Genomic DNA, 15,822 nt, shown 5'->3' with positions numbered 1-15,822 from the left:
GCTCAGAGTCCCTCGGCCGCCAATGCCTCCCGCACCAGGGGCAACTGGCGGCGCGACACGGCCAGCCAGTCGTCGTGGGGAGCCAGCCGCACGGCCCAGCCTTCGCCCGCTTCCTCCCCTTCCCCGGTCCCCACGCGCCGCTCCAGCGCCCGCACGGCCACTCGCGCCACCAGCGCATTGCGGTGCACCCGCACCACGGCACGCCCCAGGCGCTCTTCCAGATCGGACAGGGCGTCGTCCAGCACGTAGCAGTGCTCGCGGGTGCGCAGCGTGACGTACTTCTGCTCCGCCTTCAGGTAGACCACCTCCGGCACCGGCACCCGCAGCACCCGCCCCCGGTCGCTGACCACCAGCACCGGCAGCTCAGCCTCCGCGGCCTCGGCCGGACGCGCCAGCGGGCGCCCCAAGCGCTGCAGCACCCGCCCCAGGGCCTCTTCCAGGCGGGCACGCCGCACCGGCTTGGTCAGGTAGTCGACGGCCTCCAGCTCAAAAGCCTGCAAGGCATGTTCGGCGTGCGCGGTGACGAACACCAAAGCGGGCGACGGCCGCATCTGGCGCAACCGCTGCGCCAGCGCCAGCCCATCGGTGCCGGGCAGATGGATGTCCAGCAGCACCGCATCCACCCCTTCGCGCGACAGCACGTGCAGCGCCTCGGCCGCGCTGCCGGCCTCGTGGATCTGGGCCACCGGGGCGGCCCCGCCGGCCAGCAGGCCCCGCAAACGCAGGCGGGCCAGCGGCTCGTCGTCCACCAGCAGCAGCCTCAATCCCTCCTCGGCCATGCCTCTCCCCTTCCCATGGTTCAGCCTGCGGGCACGCTGAGCGAAGCCCGCCAGCGCCCGTCTTCGATGATGCCGCTGTGGAAATCGGCATCCAGGTCGTGCATCAGGCGCAGCCGTTCGCGCACGCTGGCCAGGCCGATGCCATGGCCGCGGCGGGAGGCACCGCCCTCCAGTGGCACCGTGTTCGTCACCGACACCAGCACCCGGTCGCGCCGGCGCCGCGTCCGGATCTCGATCTTGCCGCCCCGGTCGCTCGGCTCAACGCCGTAGCGCACTGCATTCTCGATCAGCGGCTGCAACACCAGCGGCGGCAGCCGCACGTCATCCGCCTGAGGGTCCAGGTCCCATTCCAGGCGCAGCCGGTTGCCAAAGCGCAGCTGCTCGATGTCCAGATAGCGCCTGCTGAGTGCCACCTCCTCCCGCAGGGTGGTGGACTCGTCCATCGCCCCCAGGGCAGCGCGAAACAGCTCGGCCAGATCCTCCAGCACCTCTTCGGCCCGGCGCGGGTCCACCTGCACCAGGGCGATGGCGGTGTTGAGCGTGTTGAACAGAAAGTGCGGCCGGATGCGGGTCTGCAGGTCGGCCAGCCGGGCGGCCGTCGCGGCGGGCAGACGGGCCCGGTGGCGCCAGCGCTCGGAGAGCAGCAGCAGCCAAGCCAGCAGGCTGCCGGCCATCCACGGCGCCAGCCAGGTCGTCTGCACATCGCCCGAGACGCCCAGGCGGTTCATCGGTACCCAGGCGCACAAGGCCGCCAACCCGCCCACGCTGGCGATGCCCCCGGCCTGCACCCAGGCGGGCAACCGCGCAATCAAGGGGCGCGCCGCACACACCACCAGCAGCCAGCCCAGCGTGGCCGGCACGGCCACGGCCGCCGCCTGGCTCAGCAAGGCCACCCAATGGCCCAGACTGCGGGTCACGAACAGCAAGCCGGCCCCCAGCACCGCATGCACCAACCACAGGGAGCGCAGCACCATGCCGCTGCTGCATCCCGGCAAGGCCGCGGGTGTGCCGGGGCGCGGCCCGTCCGGCCGCAGCTCGTCGAACAAGGTGGTCTGGGTGTCACTACTGGTTGGGCTCACGCGGGCGATTCTGGCCGGCCCGGCCGCCCCGGGGCAAGGCGGCGGCCTAAAATCGCCGATTCCCTGCCCGAACACGCTGCCCCCTGCCATGAGCACCAACCAACTCGACAAGAAATCCCAGGCCTGGTCCGCGCTCTTTTCCGAGCCGATGAGCGAGCTGGTCAAGCGCTACACCGCCAGCGTGTTCTTCGACAAGCGCCTGTGGGCCGCCGACATTGAGGGTAGCCTGGCCCATGCCGAGATGCTGGCCGCCCAGGGCATCATCAGCGCCCAGGACCTGGCCGACATCCAGCGCGGCATGGCCCAGATCCAGAGCGAGATCGAATCCGGCGCCTTCGAATGGAAGAGCGAGCTGGAGGACGTGCACCTGAACATCGAGGCCCGCCTGACCACCCTGGTGGGCGACGCCGGAAAGCGCCTGCACACCGGCCGCAGCCGCAACGACCAGGTGGCCACCGACGTGCGCCTGTGGCTGCGCGGCGAGATCGACCAGATCGCCACCCTGCTCGAAGACATGCAGCGCGCCCTGGTGGCCGTGGCCGAGAAGAACACCGAAACCGTGATGCCCGGCTTCACCCACATGCAGGTGGCGCAGCCGGTGAGCTTTGCCCACCACCTGCTGGCTTATGTGGAGATGTTCGCGCGCGATGCCGAGCGCCTGGCCGACCTGCGCAAGCGCGTGAACCGCCTGCCGCTGGGTGCGGCCGCGCTGGCCGGCACCAGCTACCCGCTGGACCGTGAGCGCGTGGCGCGCACGCTGGGCTTCGAGGCCGTCTGCCAGAACAGCCTGGACGCGGTGAGCGACCGCGACTTCACGATCGAGTTCACCGCCTTTGCCTCGCTGGTGATGATCCACATCTCGCGCCTGGCCGAGGAGATCGTCTACTGGATGAGCCAGAACTTCGGCTTCATCAACCTCAGCGACCGTTACTGCACCGGCTCGTCGATCATGCCGCAGAAGCGCAACCCCGACGTGGCCGAGCTGGCCCGCGGCAAGGGTGGCCGCGTGGTGGGCCACCTGATGGGCCTGATCACCCTGATGAAGGGCCAGCCCCTGGCCTACAACAAGGACAACCAGGAAGACAAGGAGCCGCTGTTCGACACCGTGGACACGGTCAAGGACACGCTGCGCATCATGGCCGAGATGATCGGCGGCGAGGTGGCGGCCGATGGCAGCCGCAGCGCCGGCCTGACCGTCAAGGCCGAGGCCATGGAGGCCGCTGCGCTGCGCGGCTACGCCACCGCCACCGACCTGGCCGACTACCTGGTCAAGAAGGGCCTGCCCTTCCGCGATGCCCACGAGGTCGTGGCCCACGCCGTCAAGGAAGGCCTGAAGCAGGGCGTGGACCTGGCCGAGCTGCCGCTGGCCACGCTGCAGGGCTTCCACGCCAGCATCGGCGAGGACGTGTTCGAGGTGCTGACGCTGCGCGGCTCGCTCAACGCCCGCAATGTGCTGGGCGGCACCGCGCCGGCCCAGGTCCGCGCCCAGATCGCCCGGCACCAGGCCCGACTGGGCTGAGGCGGCGGCGGTTCCTCCGTCGCCGATCCAAAGAGAAAGGGGCGCCACTGGCGCCCCTTGTCATGTAGAGGACGAGCCTCCTCAGTCGTCGAGCTTCACCTCGCTGGCGGTCACCAGCGTGCCGTCCGACGAGCGCACGCCCTTGACCTCGACCTTCAGGCCATTGGCCAGGTTGGCGGCGGTACCAGGTGGCTCAAAGGCTGCCTGGGCGTAGGACACCGTCTGGGTCCGGATCACGAAGGTCTGGGCCGTGGTGTCCAGGCTGCCGATCTGGCCGCTCAGCTCGAACTCCTGGCCACCGCCGCTGTCATCGCCGCCCGCGCTGTCCTCGCTGCCCTTGAGCTCCAGCTTGGTGGCCTTGAGCACCGTGCCCTGCATCCGGCCTTCCACCTCCACCCGCACGCCGGCGGCCAGGGTCAGGCCGTTGGCATTGAGTTGTGCGGCCGAGGCATCCACCGTCACGCCGGCGACGACGAAGCTCGACAGGCTGGTGTAGCTGGACACCACCGCCTCGATCTCGGCCTCGGTGCCGTCGGCGGGCAGGTAGGTGGCGGACTGGGCGGTGGTCACCACCCAGCGGCCGCTGCCATCGGCCTGGGTCGACAGGCGCAGGCGCAGCGTGGCGCCATTGGCCAGGCCGGCCGGCACGGCATCGGCCGCGTAGGTCAGCGTGGCCGGTCCCATCTGGAACTGGCGCTGGGCGCTGTCCCAGCCCGACACCACGCCGCGCAGGGTGTAGTGGTCGGGGTTGCTGCGGGGCAACACCAGCCGTGCCGCATAGACCGTGTTGACCGGATCGAAGATGGCGTACACCTCCACCTTCTGTCCCAGCGCGATGGCGGACAGGCCGCCCGCCAGGCTGCTGTCGAACAGCGTGGACGCGGTGATGCGCACCGTCTGCCCCAGCACGGTCATGGTGCTGGCCGTGAGATCCACCGCAGAGACCGGTCCGAGCAGGTCGCTGATGACATTGACGTCCTGCGCGGTGGCGGTCAGCGCGGTGCTGTCGATGGCGCCGCTCTGGATCTCCACCGTCATGCCCAGACGCAGCACGTCGCGGCTGAGGGTGTTGCCATCCGCATCGTGGATGCGGGCCGTGCTCTCGTCGAAGTGCACCCCGTTGACCACGACCGAGCCGAAACCGGTGATGGCGCCGCTGCTGTAGCCGGCGCTCATGCCCGTCCCACCGCTTTCAACGCCACCGCCACCACAGGACACCAGCAATGCTGCGGCTGTGAGCCATGCAAGGCCCTGGAATTTCAACCAGCGCCGTCCAAGGAATTCACGCATGGGGCTTCCCCTCCTGATCTTGTGCAGCAGGCCGCCCATCGTCTTGCTGCGAATACATGTACACCCCGACCCGCACACGGGCGTCAGGCGTCAGGTCTGTCGACTCGACCGCGTCAATGCGGCGCTGGATCTCCGGCACCAGCGCCTGGGAGAGCAGCTTCCACTGGGCCTCAATGATGGCCCGCAGTTCCCGGGCGAGGTCCAGGGTCAGACCATCCGCCCAGATCGCCTGCTCAAAGTGCCTGGGTTGAAGGCCGCCGACGTTCTCCACCGCGGCCGACAGATGGTCGCCCACGTTGGCGCCCAAGTAGGCCATGAGCTTGGCCGTGTCTGCATCGGGCACGAAAGCCGACTGGCGCAGTGTCACCGTGTCGGCATCGGCTTCCCACTCCACCAGCTTCAGGCGAACCATGTCATCCAGCACGCTGCGCGGATGGACATCGCGGGAAACCTGGGCCGCCAGTGCCTCGAAACTGGGTGCCACACCCTGACGCCGCAGGATTTGCGGCTGGCCCCGGCCATTGAGGTAGTCCGGGTCCGTGCGCCAGCGCTCAAACACGCGCAGTGCCATCGAGGGGCGCAAGCCGGACGATGCGTCGGGCTCGGCCAGCAGCCGGCCCACTTCACGGCGGTTGATGCCGGTGGCGGTCGATAGGCGACTGACAAGGCGGTGCGGCAAAGCCTCGGGTGTGGCACGCAGGGCGGCGTCGCGCGCCGCCTGCACATAGGCGGCCTTGAGACGCTCCTCGGCCTGCGCATAGGGCAGGCCCCGGGCCACCAGCAGCTCCGCCAGTGGCCGTAGAACCGCCTGCACGGCCCCCAGCAAGGCGGCGTGTTCGGGAGGAACCGTGGATGTGCTCATCGCAGCGAGGAGAGTCGATGAATGTGCATAAATCCCATTTTAACACAAACCTTCTCACACGGGGAAGTTCACCCTGTCCTCAGTCATCCGCGTTGACGACCGACACCACCAACGCCCCCATCGCAGGCTGAAAACTCAGGAGTCAAGATCCAAGGTTGGCCCATGACATGGACGCACCCCTTTTCCGCTTCGTTTCAAGTGCGAGACGCACATATGCGGTTTCTTCTTCCTGAGGCGGGGCGCGTTGGGGTTGCAACTACCGGGTTGGGCCAAGCCCCCTTCAGAGGGAGCCAAGAAGTTCGACCAATTAGATAATCTGACAATATTTAGCAAAGCCTTATCGTCACCATTGACATTCAGCTTAATTAAATTCAGACACTTTTACCAAAGTACAAGATGGATGCAGAGGTTCCCCATCCGCATCCATGAGCGCCGCTCAATAAAGATCGATGAACATCAACGACCCAGGAGTGTCGCCAACTGACTGACCATTGACGAAAGGCCAAACGTGCCAGTGCCCTGACCACCCACCCCGCCCCCGGAAGTCAGGGATTCGGATGCATACGAAGATGCCGCAGAGAAAGCAACCAAAGCGACAAAGAAGACCTTCTTGGAAAACTTCATGAGTTAATTCCCTATTGAATCGCCGTGACAAAGATGAAGAATTTGCATTCAAGACATGTGGCGACATTCCATGTCCGACCTGAGTCTATTCTGAAAATGACCGCAGTCAGTCGTCCATGCTAATTCGTGAAGCCACCAGCGTCGTCCCGTCTGTGGACAAGCTGCCCTTGACCTCGATCTTGGCCACGGTGGCCAGTTGCGCCTCGGTCAGGCCGACCCATTGGCTGACGCTGGCGTAGCTGACGGTCACGCCGCGCAGCACGAAGGTCTTGGCCATGGTGTCCAGGGCCGAGAGGCTGCCGTGCAGCTCATAGTCCTCGCCCTGCCCTTGCTCGGCCCCGTCCTCCAGGTGGACGGAGGTGGCCACCAGCACGCCGTTGACCACGCTGCCCTTGATCTCGACCTGGGCACCCAGCACCACGCCGCTCTGCCCATCGGGGAAGCTGGCGCTACTCGCGTCCACCGGAATGTCGTTCACGCTGAAGCTGGTGGCCGAGGTCCAGGCGGTGATGTTGCCCTTGACCTCCGCTTCGGCATGGTCCTCGGACAGCTTGCGCTCATTCGTCTTGAGCGACAGCGCCGTCCAGCTGCCGTCGGCGGCCGGGGTGGTGGCCAGCTTCACACGCACCCACTGGTTCACGGCCAGGCTGGTGGGTTGGGGGTTCAGGCTGGCGTAGCTGATGGTGGCCGCCCCCATCTGGAAGGTGTGGGCCGTGGTGTCCAGCGCCAGGATGGGGCCGCGCAGCTTGTAGCTGTCGGTGCTGTCCTCCAGATCCACCCGGCTGGCCACATAGAGCTGGCGGGCGGCGTCGTACTGGGCATGCACTTCCAGCGCGCGGCCCAGCACGGCGGACAAGCTGCTCAGCCCCCCGCTCAGGGCGGTGTCGTACACGGTGCTGCTGCTCACCTCCACCGTCTGGCCCAGCAGCGTGAAGCGGCTGTTGGCGGTGTCCACCGCCGTCAGCGGGCCCTTGATCTCGCTGCCGTAACGAATGACCGAGGCGACCGCGGTCTGGGTGCTGGCATCGACGCTGCTGCTTTCGATCTCCACGCTGTCGCCCAGGCGCAGGTCGTCGGCCGGATGGCTGGTGCCATCGTCGTCCAGCACGGTGACGTGGCTGGTGTCGAAGCGCACCCCGTTGACGATCACCGAGCCGAAGCCGCTGATGGCGCCACTGGTGTAGGCCGCGCTGGTCGCGGTGGTGGTCGTGCCCGTGCTGCTGGTGCCGCCCCCGCCGCCACAGGCAGCAAGGATGGCGGCCCCGCACAGGGCCACGAACGAGGCCCGGCGGGTGACGCCCGGGCGGGAGAGGGAAACCGGAGGAAATGGGTACATGGTCGGTCCTTGAGGCCTGCGGGAGAAAGCATTCGCCGCGGCGCCAAGTGCCGCAACGTGGCCCTACTATAACTGTGCAACTTGCACATTCAATGACACCGCTGCCGATCCTCACCACTGGTTGCAATTGGCGGGCGCCCCAGCAGGACTGATAATCCATCCAGTATGTCCAGCCCGCGTCGCCTGATCGCCCACCTCGACATGGATGCGTTCTATGCCTCCTGCGAGTTGCTGCGCTACCCGGAACTGCGGGGACAGCCGGTGGTGATCGGCGGCGGGCGGCGCCACCAGCCCGAGCGTCTGCCCGAGGGCGACCGGCGCTACGCCCGGCTGGGCGACTACACCGGGCGTGGCGTCATCACCACCGCCACCTACGAAGCCCGAGCCCTGGGCATCCACTCCGCCATGGGGCTGATGAAGGCCGCTGCCAAGGCCCCGAACGCCGTGCTGCTGCCGGTCGATTTCGACCTGTACCGCCGCTGCTCGCGGGCCTTCAAGGCCGCCGTGGCCGAACTGGCGCCGGTGATTGAAGACCGCGGCATCGACGAGATCTACATCGACCTGACCGAGGTGCCGGGCGCCCAGGACCCGGTCGGCCACGACCCGCTGGGCGGGGTGCGGGCCCTGGCGCGCGAGCTGAAGAACACCGTGCAGCGCGCCACCGGGCTGACCTGCTCGATCGGCGTGACGCCCAACAAGCTGCTGTCCAAGATCGCCTCCGACCTGGACAAGCCCGACGGGCTGACCGTGCTGACGATGGACGACCTGCCCACCCGCATCTGGCCGCTGCCGGCCCGGCGGGTGAACGGCATTGGCCCCAAGGCCGCGGCGCGCTTGAGCGCGCTGGGCGTGAACACCATCGGCGAACTGGCCCGCTGCGAGCCGCGCTGGTTGATCGAACGCTTCGGCCGCAGCTATGGCGCCTGGCTGCACGCCGCGGCCTGGGGGCGGGATGAACGCCCGGTCGTGACCGAGAGCGAACCCGTCTCGATCAGCCGCGAGACCACCTTCGAGCACGATTTGCACGCCGTGCGCGACAAGGCCCGGCTGTCCACCCTGTTCACCGACCTGTGCGTGCGCGTGGCCGAGGACCTGCGGCGCAAGGGCTACGTCGGTCGGACCGTGGGCCTGAAGCTGCGCTACGAGGACTTCAAGACCGTCACCCGCGACCTGACGCTGCCGCAGCCCACCGCCGACGCGGCCGAGATCCGCCACGCGGCAGGGCTGTGCCTGAAGCGGGTGGACCTGCGCCGGCGCCTGCGCCTGTTGGGCGTGCGGGTGGCCAACCTGCAGCGGGCCGATGCCCCGCTGCCCCCCAGCAGCGGCCGGCGTACCCGGCCGGCCTCACGCGGCAGCGCAGGCACACGCGCTGCCGGGGAGGCTGCACCGCCGCTCATGGGCGTCGAGCGCGATCTGTTTGAGGATCTGGACCCGCCGCAGCCGGCGCCCGCCCCCGCGGCGTCAGCGGGGCGGCGCCTCGCCGGGGGCTGAACCCACCGACAGCGGCTGCCGCGTCGGCAGGCGCCACAGCCAGGTGGCTACCACCGCGCAGCACAGGGCCGGTATCACCCGCCAGGCCGAGGCGATGGTGAACCAGGCCACCGTGCAGCTGACGGCCATCATCCCGATGGCCAGCTGCTTGGCCCGCAACGGAACGGCCCGCGTGGCCCGCCAGTCGCGCACCAGCGGTCCCAGGCGCGGATGGGCCAGCAGCCAGGCCTCCCAACGTGCGCTGCCACGCGAAAAGCAGAACGCCGCCAGCAGCACAAAAGGCGTGGTGGGCAACAGCGGCAGGAAGATGCCGATGCCCCCCAGGCACAGCGCCACGCCCCCCGCGACCAGCCACAGCGCACGCTGCCAGCGCGGACGCGGTGGTGAAGACGAAACCGACGGAACGTTCATGGGGGAGACGGCAGGCTGGAGCGATTGAGGCAGCGCAAGTTTGACCCAGTTGCGGCGGCTTTGCACTGGTGGGGCCCGCTGACCACGGCGACAATGGCGCTCTTTCTCACAGACTGCCGCTGCCATGTCCGCACTTGCCTGGTCCGAAGAACTCGTGCTGCAGCATCCCCAGATGGATGCCACCCACCTGAAATTCGTCGAGCTGCTGAATGCCGCCGAGACCGCGCTGGCCGAATCCGAGGCAGCCGGCCTCAGCGCCTGGGACGCCCTGGTGGCACACACCATCGGCCACTTCGACCAGGAAGACCGCTGGATGCTCTCCACCGGTTTTGCCGAGGACAACTGCCACACCCGGCAGCACCAGCAGGTGCTGGCCATCATGCAGGAAGTGGCCCGGCTGGCCCGCGATCATCAGGACTTCGGTCCGCTGCAGCGCATCATCCCCGAGCTGGCCGCCTGGTTCAGCATGCACGCCCAGTCGATGGACTCCTCACTGGCCGTGCACCTGGAAGTGGCCGGCTTCGACCCGGTGACCGGTGCCTGCCGCACGCCCCAGCCCGAGGGGAATGCCCCGATCAGCGGCTGCGGCAGCGACCACTGCGCGCCCGACCACGCCCCGGCCGCCTGAACGCGCCGCCCTGGTCGCCTGCGCTACAGTGCGGCCGCCATGGTCGCCCTGCCACCGCCTACCTGCCCACCCGCCGATGAGGAGGTCCGCCTCCCCTCACTGGACGCCCTGCGCGCCTTCGAGGCCGCCGCCCGGCTGGGCAGCTACGAGCGCGCCGCCGAAGCCCTGCACATCACCGCCAGCGCGGTGGGCAAGCGCATCAGCACGCTGGAAGACCAGCTGGGGCTGGCCCTGTTCCAGCGCGGCGGCAAACCGCTGCAGCTGAGCGCCAGCGGACGCGAGTACCTGGCCGGCGTGCTGCCGGCGCTGACGCAACTGGCCGCGCTCCCGCTGCACCGGCGCGCCGCCCAGCGTGGCCAACGCCTGCGGTTGAGCGCCCCCCCCACGCTGGCGCGCGAGGTGCTGGTGCCGGCCCTGCCCGCCTGGACACAACGGCACCCGGACATCGAGCTGGAACTGGTGCTGTCGGTCCCTTTTCTGGACCAGGGCGGCAGCGACGCCGATCTGGATGTGCGCCACGGACAGGCGCTGCGCACCGACGATGTGCCGCTGATGCAGGACGTGCTGATCCCGCTGGCCAGCCCGGCGCTGCTGCCCGAGGGCCGCTTGCGCGAGGCGGCCGACCTGGCCGGCCTGCCGCTGCTGCGCAACCCACTGGAGCCCTGGATCCCCTGGTTCAGGGCTGTGGGGCTGGACTGGCCCGAACCCGAGCAAGGCCCCCGCCTGTTCGACCTGGGCATGCGGCTGGAGGCTGCGCTGTGCGGCCAGGGCGTGGTGCTGTCCCGCCCCAGCCTGGCCCGCCAGGCCCTCAGGACGGGGCGGTTGCGCCCGGTGCTGGGCGTGGGGGCCACCCCCTGGCTGGCCGCCAGCAGTGCCTACTGGCTGCTGCCGCATGAGGACCATCCGGTGGCCCTGGCTGGCGCCCGCTGGCTGCGCGAAGCCTGCGAGCGGGCCGCCGCCGATGGGTTGGCCCTGGTGGCCGGCGGCCACTGAGGCCCGGTTTTCCGGCACGGCCGGACGAAATTTCCGCTCACGGCCGCCCCCTGCGGTCTAGCATCCCGGCTCCCGCAGAAGAACCGAGACTGACCGATGAGCGTGATCACCCACATCGAAGACCTGCGCGTGCTCGCCCAGCGACGCGTGCCCCGCATGTTCTACGACTATGCCGACTCCGGCTCGTGGACCGAAGGCACCTACCGCGCCAACGAAAGCGACTTCCAGAAGATCAAGCTGCGCCAGCGCGTGCTGGTGGACATGGACCACCGCAGCACCGCCACCACCATGATCGGCCAGCAAGTGGCGATGCCGGTGGCCCTGGCCCCCACCGGCCTGACCGGCATGCAGCATGCCGATGGCGAGATCCTGGCCGCCCGCGCGGCCGAGAAGTTCGGCGTGCCCTTCACCCTCTCGACCATGAGCATTTGCTCGATCGAGGACGTGGCCGCCCACACGACGAAGCCCTTCTGGTTCCAGCTCTACGTGATGAAGGACCGTGGCTTCATCGAGCGCCTGATCGAGCGCGCCAAGGCGGCCGGTTGCTCGGCCCTGGTGCTCACCGCCGACCTGCAGATCCTCGGCCAGCGCCACAAGGACCTGAAGAACGGCCTGTCGGCCCCGCCCAAGCCCACGCTGGCCAACCTGCTCAACCTGGCCACCAAGCCGCGCTGGTGCCTGGGCATGCTGGGCACCAAGCGCCGCCAGTTCGGCAACATCGTCGGCCACGTCAGCGGTGTCGAGAACATGGGCTCGCTGTCCGAGTGGACGGCCAAGCAGTTCGACCCCTGCCTGTCCTGGGACGATGTGCAGTGGATCAAGAGCCTGTGGGGCGGCAAGCTGATCATCAAGGGCATCCTGGACGTCGAGGACGCCAGGCTGGCGGCCGATTCCGGTGCCGATGCGCTGATCGTCAGCAACCACGGCGGCCGCCAACTCGACGGCGCGCCCTCCAGCATCTCGGCCCTGCCGCCCATCGTGGACGCGGTGGGCGACCGCATTGAGGTCTGGATGGACGGCGGCATCCGCTCCGGCCAGGACGTGATCAAGGCCTGGGCCCTGGGCGCGCGCGGCACCCTGATCGGCCGCCCCTTCCTCTATGGCCTGGGTGCCATGGGCGAGGAAGGCGTGACCAAGGCGCTGGAGATCATCCACCGCGAGCTGGACCTGACCATGGCCTTTTGCGGCCACACCCAGCTCAACCAGGTCGGCAAGGACATCCTGCTGCCCGGCACGCTGCCCGCCTGAACAGGCCCTTGGCCTCAGGCCCCGCTCAGAGGCTGCGCGCCGCGAAGGTGTCGCAGTCGCTGAGGTGGCCTTGCGACAGACCGCGCCGGAACCAGCTCACCCGCTGCTGGCTGCTGCCGTGGGTGAAGCTCTCGGGCACCACCCGGCCCTGGGCCGCCTGCTGCAGGGCGTCGTCGCCGATGTGCGAGGCAGCGTTGAGCGCCTCCTCCACATCCCCCTGCTCCAGCCAGTTCAACTGCGCCTGGGCATGCTGGGCCCAGACGCCGGCCAGACAATCAGCCTGCAGCTCCACCCGCACCGAGGTGGCGTTGGCTTGGGCCTCGCCCTGGCGGGCCCGCAGCGCGTCCACCTTGCCGGTGATGCCCAGCAGGTTCTGCACATGGTGGCCCACCTCGTGGGCAATCACATAGGCCTGGGCGAAATCGCCCGGCGCACCCAGCTGCTGACGCAGCGTGTCGTAGAAGGACAGGTCGATGTAGACCTGGCGGTCGCCGGGGCAGTAGAACGGCCCCATGGCCGCCTCGCCCGCCCCGCAGGCGGTGGGGGTGGTGCCGCGGAACAGCACCAACGTGGGCTTCTCGTAGGTCTTGCCCGCCTGGGCGAACACCGCGGACCACACGTCTTCGGTGCTGGCCAGAACCGTGGTAACGAAGCGGGCCTCCTCATCGTTGGGCGCCTGATGGGGCTTAGGCTGCGTGGCCACCGGGGCCCCCTGCGGCAGGCCCCCGCCATTGAGCAGACCCAGCAGGGTCAGCGGGTTCACGCCCAAAATCCAGCTGGCCAGCAGCGCCAGCACGATGCCACCCAGGCTCAGCCCCCGCCCGCCAATCGGCAGCATGCCGCCGCCGCCCGACGCGCCGTCATCGCGGCGGTCCTCCACGTTGTCGCTTTCCCGGTTGCCTTGCCAACGCATGGCGCCCTCCCCTGCAGAAAGATGGTTCGGCAGGGATTGTCGGTGCTTCGGACCGGCCTCGGCAGGTTCAGTGCGGTGGGGCCGGCGGGAGCGTCAGCAACGCGTCGCCTCGCCGCACCGCCGCGCGGACAAAGTCACGCACCGCGGCCTCGGCCACCTCCTCACCGTGGCGCAGGCGCAGGCTGCGCTCGCCCTCGTCGGCGCCCATCGCCTCGCCGCGCGGGCTCAGGCGCCGCAGGTGCACGCCGCTGCGGTGGGGTGCAATGGCCAGCACCGGCCGCCCGCCCTCGGGCGCCAGCACCAGGTTGCCCCACTTGATGGCCATGACCAGGCCCGGTTCGGCCTGCAGCGCCAGCGCACGCAAGCGCTCGGCCAGCACGCGCTGGCCTTCCGGCAGGAAGTCCAGCCAGGCCCGCACCAGAGCCTTTGAGGGTCCGGCCCGCATCGGAGGGCCTTCAGCCCGCGGCCGTCGCCCGGGCCACCAACTCGCGCCGGTGGTAGGCCTGGAACAACTCCAGCGCCAGGCGACGCAAGGGATCGCGCGCGCTGGCATGCGCCGTGGCGATCCGCTCGTAGGCGTAGCGGCGGTCGTAGCACATGCGCGCCACCTGCACCGGCTGATGTTCCAGCGCCATCATGGACTTGAAGCGCAGCAGCGCCCCCATGTCGATGTCCGCGGAGGACGGCGGCAGGGCGCGACGCGCCGAAGGCCGGGCCTCGGCCGGCCGGTGCGCCAGCACCTCGGCCAGCCAGGCCGGGACAGCATGCGATTCAACGGTGACGGAAGGGTCGCGGGGGGTCATGGGCGCTCCTGGCCTCCGGGGGATCCGGATGCCAGCGATGGTGCGCCCGCCGTCAAGCCCCCGAAACCGGGATCAACTGCCCAAAAACCAGGCAGTTCGCGCTGCCTCAGGTCTTGGGCAGCGTCACGCCGGACTGGCCCTGGTACTTGCCGCCGCGGTCCTTGTAGCTGGTCTCGCAGACCTCGTCGCTCTCAAAGAAAAGCACCTGCGCGCAGCCCTCGCCGGCATAGATCTTGGCCGGCAATGGCGTGGTGTTGCTGAACTCCAGCGTCACATAGCCTTCCCACTCGGGCTCGAAGGGCGTGACGTTGACGATGATGCCGCAGCGGGCATAGGTGCTCTTGCCCAGGCAGATGGTCAGCACGTTGCGCGGAATGCGGAAGTACTCCACGGTGCGGGCCAGCGCGAAGCTGTTGGGCGGGATGATGCAGACATCGCCTTCCACGTCGACGAAGCTCTTCTCGTCGAAGTTCTTCGGGTCCACCACGGTGGAATGGATGTTCGTGAACACCTTGAATTCCCGCGCGCAGCGGATGTCATAGCCATAGCTGGAGGTGCCATAGCTGACGATCTTCTGCCCGTCGGGGGAATGGCGGACCTGGCCGGGCTCGAACGGCTCGATCATGCCGTGCTGCTCCGCCATGCGGCGGATCCACTTGTCGCTCTTGATGCTCATCGGGTTTCCTCGGAAGGCCTCGATTCTAGAAGCGCGGCCCGGCCTGGGGCATGATCGACCCCACGCAACCGGAGACTGCCTTGGCCACGCTCTTTCGCCCCGCTGACGAGCTGCTGGTGGATTACGCGCGTTATCACCGCGACCGCCGCAACATCGCGACCCACTGCGTGGGGATCCCGCTGATCGTGTTCGGTCTGGACGTGCTGTTGTCCCGCCCGGTGCTGGGCTCGGTCCAGGCCGGTGGCGAGGCCTGGCACCTGCTGCCCGCCGGCCTGCTGTGGGGGCTGAGCACGCTCTGGTACCTGAGCCGCGGCCTGCCCGCCATCGGCCTGCTGGTGAGCCTGCTGCACGCGGCGATGGTGCTGCTGGCCGCCCCGCTGGGCCAGGGCAGCACCGGCAGCTGGCTGACCTGGAGCCTGGGCTGCCTGGCCCTGGGCGCGGTGTGTCAGGCCGTGGGCCATTACTACGAGGGGCGAGCGCCGGCCTTCGTGGAAGACCTGGTCGCCCTGCTGGCGGGCCCGCTGTTCGTGGTGGTGGAACTGCTGTTCACCCTGGGCTGGCTGGCCGGTCTGCGTCAGCAGCTTGAACGCGAAGCCGGCCCGACCCAGGTGCGGGATCTGGCGGGTCCGGTCACATCGATGCCAGGGGCAGGCCGCCGGCATCCTCGTCCGCACCGAGCAGCTCGATGATGCGCGACAGGTCGGTCTCCAACCGGGCCAGCGTGGCGGCGTCCAGTTGTGCCAGTGCCACCGGCAGCACGCCGCTGAACGGCCCCGGTGTGTGCTCGAGCAGCTGAGCCCCGGGCGGCAGCAGCCGCAACTCGACGGCCCGGCGATCGCGTTCGGAGCGGGCGGTGGCCACCAGTCCCCGGTCCACCAGTGCCCGCACCAGGTTGCTGGCCGTCGATTGCCGGATGTCCAGCGCCCGGGCCAGGTCGTTCACCCCGATCCCCGGCCTGGCCTGGATCACGCTCAGGGCCCAGACCTGCGCCCCGCCGATCCCGACCTGCCGTTCAACCTGCTGGAAGTGGGTCTTCACGGCATTGAACACCTGGCGAAAACGCCGCAACACCCGGGCGGCCGGCTCGTCCAGCACGGTGGCGGCAGGCGAGTGCTGCGGCGCCTCGTCCGCCGAAACAGGGGTGCAAGGATTTACCATTTCAGAATGATA

Annotated in this window: 17 protein-coding genes; 6 read left to right on the top strand and 11 right to left on the bottom strand. The window is 69.0% G+C overall.

The window, feature by feature from the left end; all coding sequences use genetic code 11:
• Positions 1–2: 2 nt before the first annotated feature.
• Positions 3–779, bottom strand: a complete 777-nt coding sequence (locus KGA65_RS00145) for a LytR/AlgR family response regulator transcription factor (protein WP_225861115.1) — start codon at positions 777–779, stop codon at positions 3–5.
• Positions 780–799: 20 nt separating this feature from the next.
• Positions 800–1,858 (bottom strand): sensor histidine kinase, encoded by a 1,059-nt coding sequence (locus KGA65_RS00140; protein WP_225861114.1) that lies wholly within the window; start codon positions 1,856–1,858, stop codon positions 800–802.
• Between the two features lie 88 nt (positions 1,859–1,946).
• Here KGA65_RS00140 and argH point away from each other — a divergent pair, with 88 nt between their 5' ends.
• Complete coding sequence (argH, locus tag KGA65_RS00135) at positions 1,947–3,377, top strand: argininosuccinate lyase (protein ID WP_225861113.1); 1,431 nt, start codon at positions 1,947–1,949, stop codon at positions 3,375–3,377.
• An 81-nt stretch (positions 3,378–3,458) separates the two neighbouring features.
• Here the strand turns inward: argH and KGA65_RS00130 are convergent, their stop codons facing one another.
• From KGA65_RS00130 to KGA65_RS00120, 3 genes are all read right to left on the bottom strand, one after another.
• Positions 3,459–4,553: a DUF5666 domain-containing protein gene (locus tag KGA65_RS00130; RefSeq protein WP_225861112.1), complete on the bottom strand. Its 1,095-nt coding sequence runs from the start codon at positions 4,551–4,553 to the stop codon at positions 3,459–3,461.
• Positions 4,554–4,659: 106 nt separating this feature from the next.
• Positions 4,660–5,529, bottom strand: a complete 870-nt coding sequence (locus KGA65_RS00125) for a DUF6502 family protein (RefSeq protein ID WP_225861111.1) — start codon at positions 5,527–5,529, stop codon at positions 4,660–4,662.
• Positions 5,530–6,259: 730 nt separating this feature from the next.
• Positions 6,260–7,489, bottom strand: a complete 1,230-nt coding sequence (locus KGA65_RS00120) for a DUF5666 domain-containing protein (RefSeq protein ID WP_225861110.1) — start codon at positions 7,487–7,489, stop codon at positions 6,260–6,262.
• Positions 7,490–7,654: 165 nt separating this feature from the next.
• Here KGA65_RS00120 and dinB point away from each other — a divergent pair, with 165 nt between their 5' ends.
• Positions 7,655–8,980: a DNA polymerase IV gene (gene dinB, locus KGA65_RS00115; protein WP_225861109.1), complete on the top strand. Its 1,326-nt coding sequence runs from the start codon at positions 7,655–7,657 to the stop codon at positions 8,978–8,980.
• Here the strand turns inward: dinB and KGA65_RS00110 are convergent.
• Positions 8,951–9,391 (bottom strand): YbaN family protein, encoded by a 441-nt coding sequence (locus KGA65_RS00110; protein ID WP_225861108.1) that lies wholly within the window; start codon positions 9,389–9,391, stop codon positions 8,951–8,953. The two genes, dinB and KGA65_RS00110, sit on opposite strands and share 30 nt — an antisense overlap.
• Positions 9,392–9,515: 124 nt before the next feature.
• On the opposite strand from KGA65_RS00110, the gene KGA65_RS00105 reads away from it, so the two are divergent.
• The 3 genes from KGA65_RS00105 (at position 9,516) to KGA65_RS00095 (ending at position 12,260) form a co-directional block, all read left to right on the top strand.
• Entirely contained in the window at positions 9,516–10,019 is a 504-nt protein-coding gene (locus KGA65_RS00105) for a hemerythrin domain-containing protein (protein WP_225861107.1), read from the top strand.
• Between the two features lie 39 nt (positions 10,020–10,058).
• On the top strand, positions 10,059–11,012 hold the full coding sequence (locus KGA65_RS00100; protein WP_225861106.1) for a LysR family transcriptional regulator: 954 nt from the start codon (positions 10,059–10,061) through the stop codon (positions 11,010–11,012).
• Positions 11,013–11,108: 96 nt separating this feature from the next.
• Positions 11,109–12,260, top strand: coding sequence for an alpha-hydroxy acid oxidase (locus KGA65_RS00095; RefSeq protein WP_225861105.1), 1,152 nt, complete (start codon positions 11,109–11,111; stop codon positions 12,258–12,260).
• A gap of 25 nt (positions 12,261–12,285) precedes the next feature.
• Here KGA65_RS00095 and ypfJ read toward each other — a convergent pair whose 3' ends face one another.
• The 4 genes from ypfJ to dcd all read right to left on the bottom strand — a co-directional run bounded on the left by ypfJ (position 12,286) and on the right by dcd (position 14,652).
• Positions 12,286–13,173 (bottom strand): KPN_02809 family neutral zinc metallopeptidase, encoded by an 888-nt coding sequence (gene ypfJ / locus KGA65_RS00090; RefSeq protein WP_225861104.1) that lies wholly within the window; start codon positions 13,171–13,173, stop codon positions 12,286–12,288.
• Positions 13,174–13,240: 67 nt separating this feature from the next.
• Entirely contained in the window at positions 13,241–13,618 is a 378-nt protein-coding gene (locus tag KGA65_RS00085; protein ID WP_225861103.1) for a DUF1801 domain-containing protein, read from the bottom strand.
• A 10-nt stretch (positions 13,619–13,628) separates the two neighbouring features.
• On the bottom strand, positions 13,629–13,976 hold the full coding sequence (locus tag KGA65_RS00080; RefSeq protein ID WP_225861102.1) for a hypothetical protein: 348 nt from the start codon (positions 13,974–13,976) through the stop codon (positions 13,629–13,631).
• Positions 13,977–14,082: 106 nt separating this feature from the next.
• Complete coding sequence (dcd, locus tag KGA65_RS00075) at positions 14,083–14,652, bottom strand: dCTP deaminase (protein ID WP_225861101.1); 570 nt, start codon at positions 14,650–14,652, stop codon at positions 14,083–14,085.
• Between the two features lie 80 nt (positions 14,653–14,732).
• Between dcd and KGA65_RS00070 the strand changes: the two genes are divergently transcribed.
• The gene (locus KGA65_RS00070; protein ID WP_225861100.1) at positions 14,733–15,341 is read left to right on the top strand and encodes an Mpo1 family 2-hydroxy fatty acid dioxygenase; all 609 of its coding nucleotides are present in this window, start codon (positions 14,733–14,735) and stop codon (positions 15,339–15,341) included.
• Here the strand turns inward: KGA65_RS00070 and KGA65_RS00065 are convergent.
• A complete protein-coding gene (locus tag KGA65_RS00065) occupies positions 15,283–15,810 on the bottom strand; it encodes a MarR family winged helix-turn-helix transcriptional regulator (RefSeq protein WP_225861099.1) in 528 nt (175 codons plus the stop codon). The two genes, KGA65_RS00070 and KGA65_RS00065, sit on opposite strands and share 59 nt — an antisense overlap.
• Positions 15,811–15,822 lie beyond the last annotated feature (12 nt).

It is taken from the genome of Ideonella benzenivorans (genome assembly GCF_020387415.1).
Lineage (GTDB): Bacteria > Pseudomonadota > Gammaproteobacteria > Burkholderiales > Burkholderiaceae_C > Ideonella > Ideonella benzenivorans.
Note: the sequence above shows the minus strand (reverse complement) of the source record. Positions and strands in the feature narration are given on the sequence as shown.

Excerpts from the sequence above, each read along its gene's own strand:
- KGA65_RS00145 (WP_225861115.1), bottom strand. The coding sequence starts at position 779 with ATGGCCGAGGAGGGATTGAGGCTGCTGCTGGTGGACGACGAGCCGCTG.
- argH (WP_225861113.1), top strand. The coding sequence starts at position 1,947 with ATGAGCACCAACCAACTCGACAAGAAATCCCAGGCCTGGTCCGCGCTC.
- KGA65_RS00130 (WP_225861112.1), bottom strand. The coding sequence starts at position 4,553 with ATGAGCGCCGGCTACAGCAGCGGCGCCATCACCGGTTTCGGCTCGGTC.
- KGA65_RS00125 (WP_225861111.1), bottom strand. The coding sequence starts at position 5,529 with ATGAGCACATCCACGGTTCCTCCCGAACACGCCGCCTTGCTGGGGGCC.
- KGA65_RS00120 (WP_225861110.1), bottom strand. The coding sequence starts at position 7,489 with ATGTACCCATTTCCTCCGGTTTCCCTCTCCCGCCCGGGCGTCACCCGC.
- dinB (WP_225861109.1), top strand. The coding sequence starts at position 7,655 with ATGTCCAGCCCGCGTCGCCTGATCGCCCACCTCGACATGGATGCGTTC.
- KGA65_RS00110 (WP_225861108.1), bottom strand. The coding sequence starts at position 9,391 with ATGAACGTTCCGTCGGTTTCGTCTTCACCACCGCGTCCGCGCTGGCAG.
- KGA65_RS00105 (WP_225861107.1), top strand. The coding sequence starts at position 9,516 with ATGTCCGCACTTGCCTGGTCCGAAGAACTCGTGCTGCAGCATCCCCAG.
- KGA65_RS00100 (WP_225861106.1), top strand. The coding sequence starts at position 10,059 with ATGGTCGCCCTGCCACCGCCTACCTGCCCACCCGCCGATGAGGAGGTC.
- KGA65_RS00095 (WP_225861105.1), top strand. The coding sequence starts at position 11,109 with ATGAGCGTGATCACCCACATCGAAGACCTGCGCGTGCTCGCCCAGCGA.
- ypfJ (WP_225861104.1), bottom strand. The coding sequence starts at position 13,173 with ATGCGTTGGCAAGGCAACCGGGAAAGCGACAACGTGGAGGACCGCCGC.
- KGA65_RS00085 (WP_225861103.1), bottom strand. The coding sequence starts at position 13,618 with ATGCGGGCCGGACCCTCAAAGGCTCTGGTGCGGGCCTGGCTGGACTTC.
- KGA65_RS00080 (WP_225861102.1), bottom strand. The coding sequence starts at position 13,976 with ATGACCCCCCGCGACCCTTCCGTCACCGTTGAATCGCATGCTGTCCCG.
- dcd (WP_225861101.1), bottom strand. The coding sequence starts at position 14,652 with ATGAGCATCAAGAGCGACAAGTGGATCCGCCGCATGGCGGAGCAGCAC.
- KGA65_RS00065 (WP_225861099.1), bottom strand. The coding sequence starts at position 15,810 with ATGGTAAATCCTTGCACCCCTGTTTCGGCGGACGAGGCGCCGCAGCAC.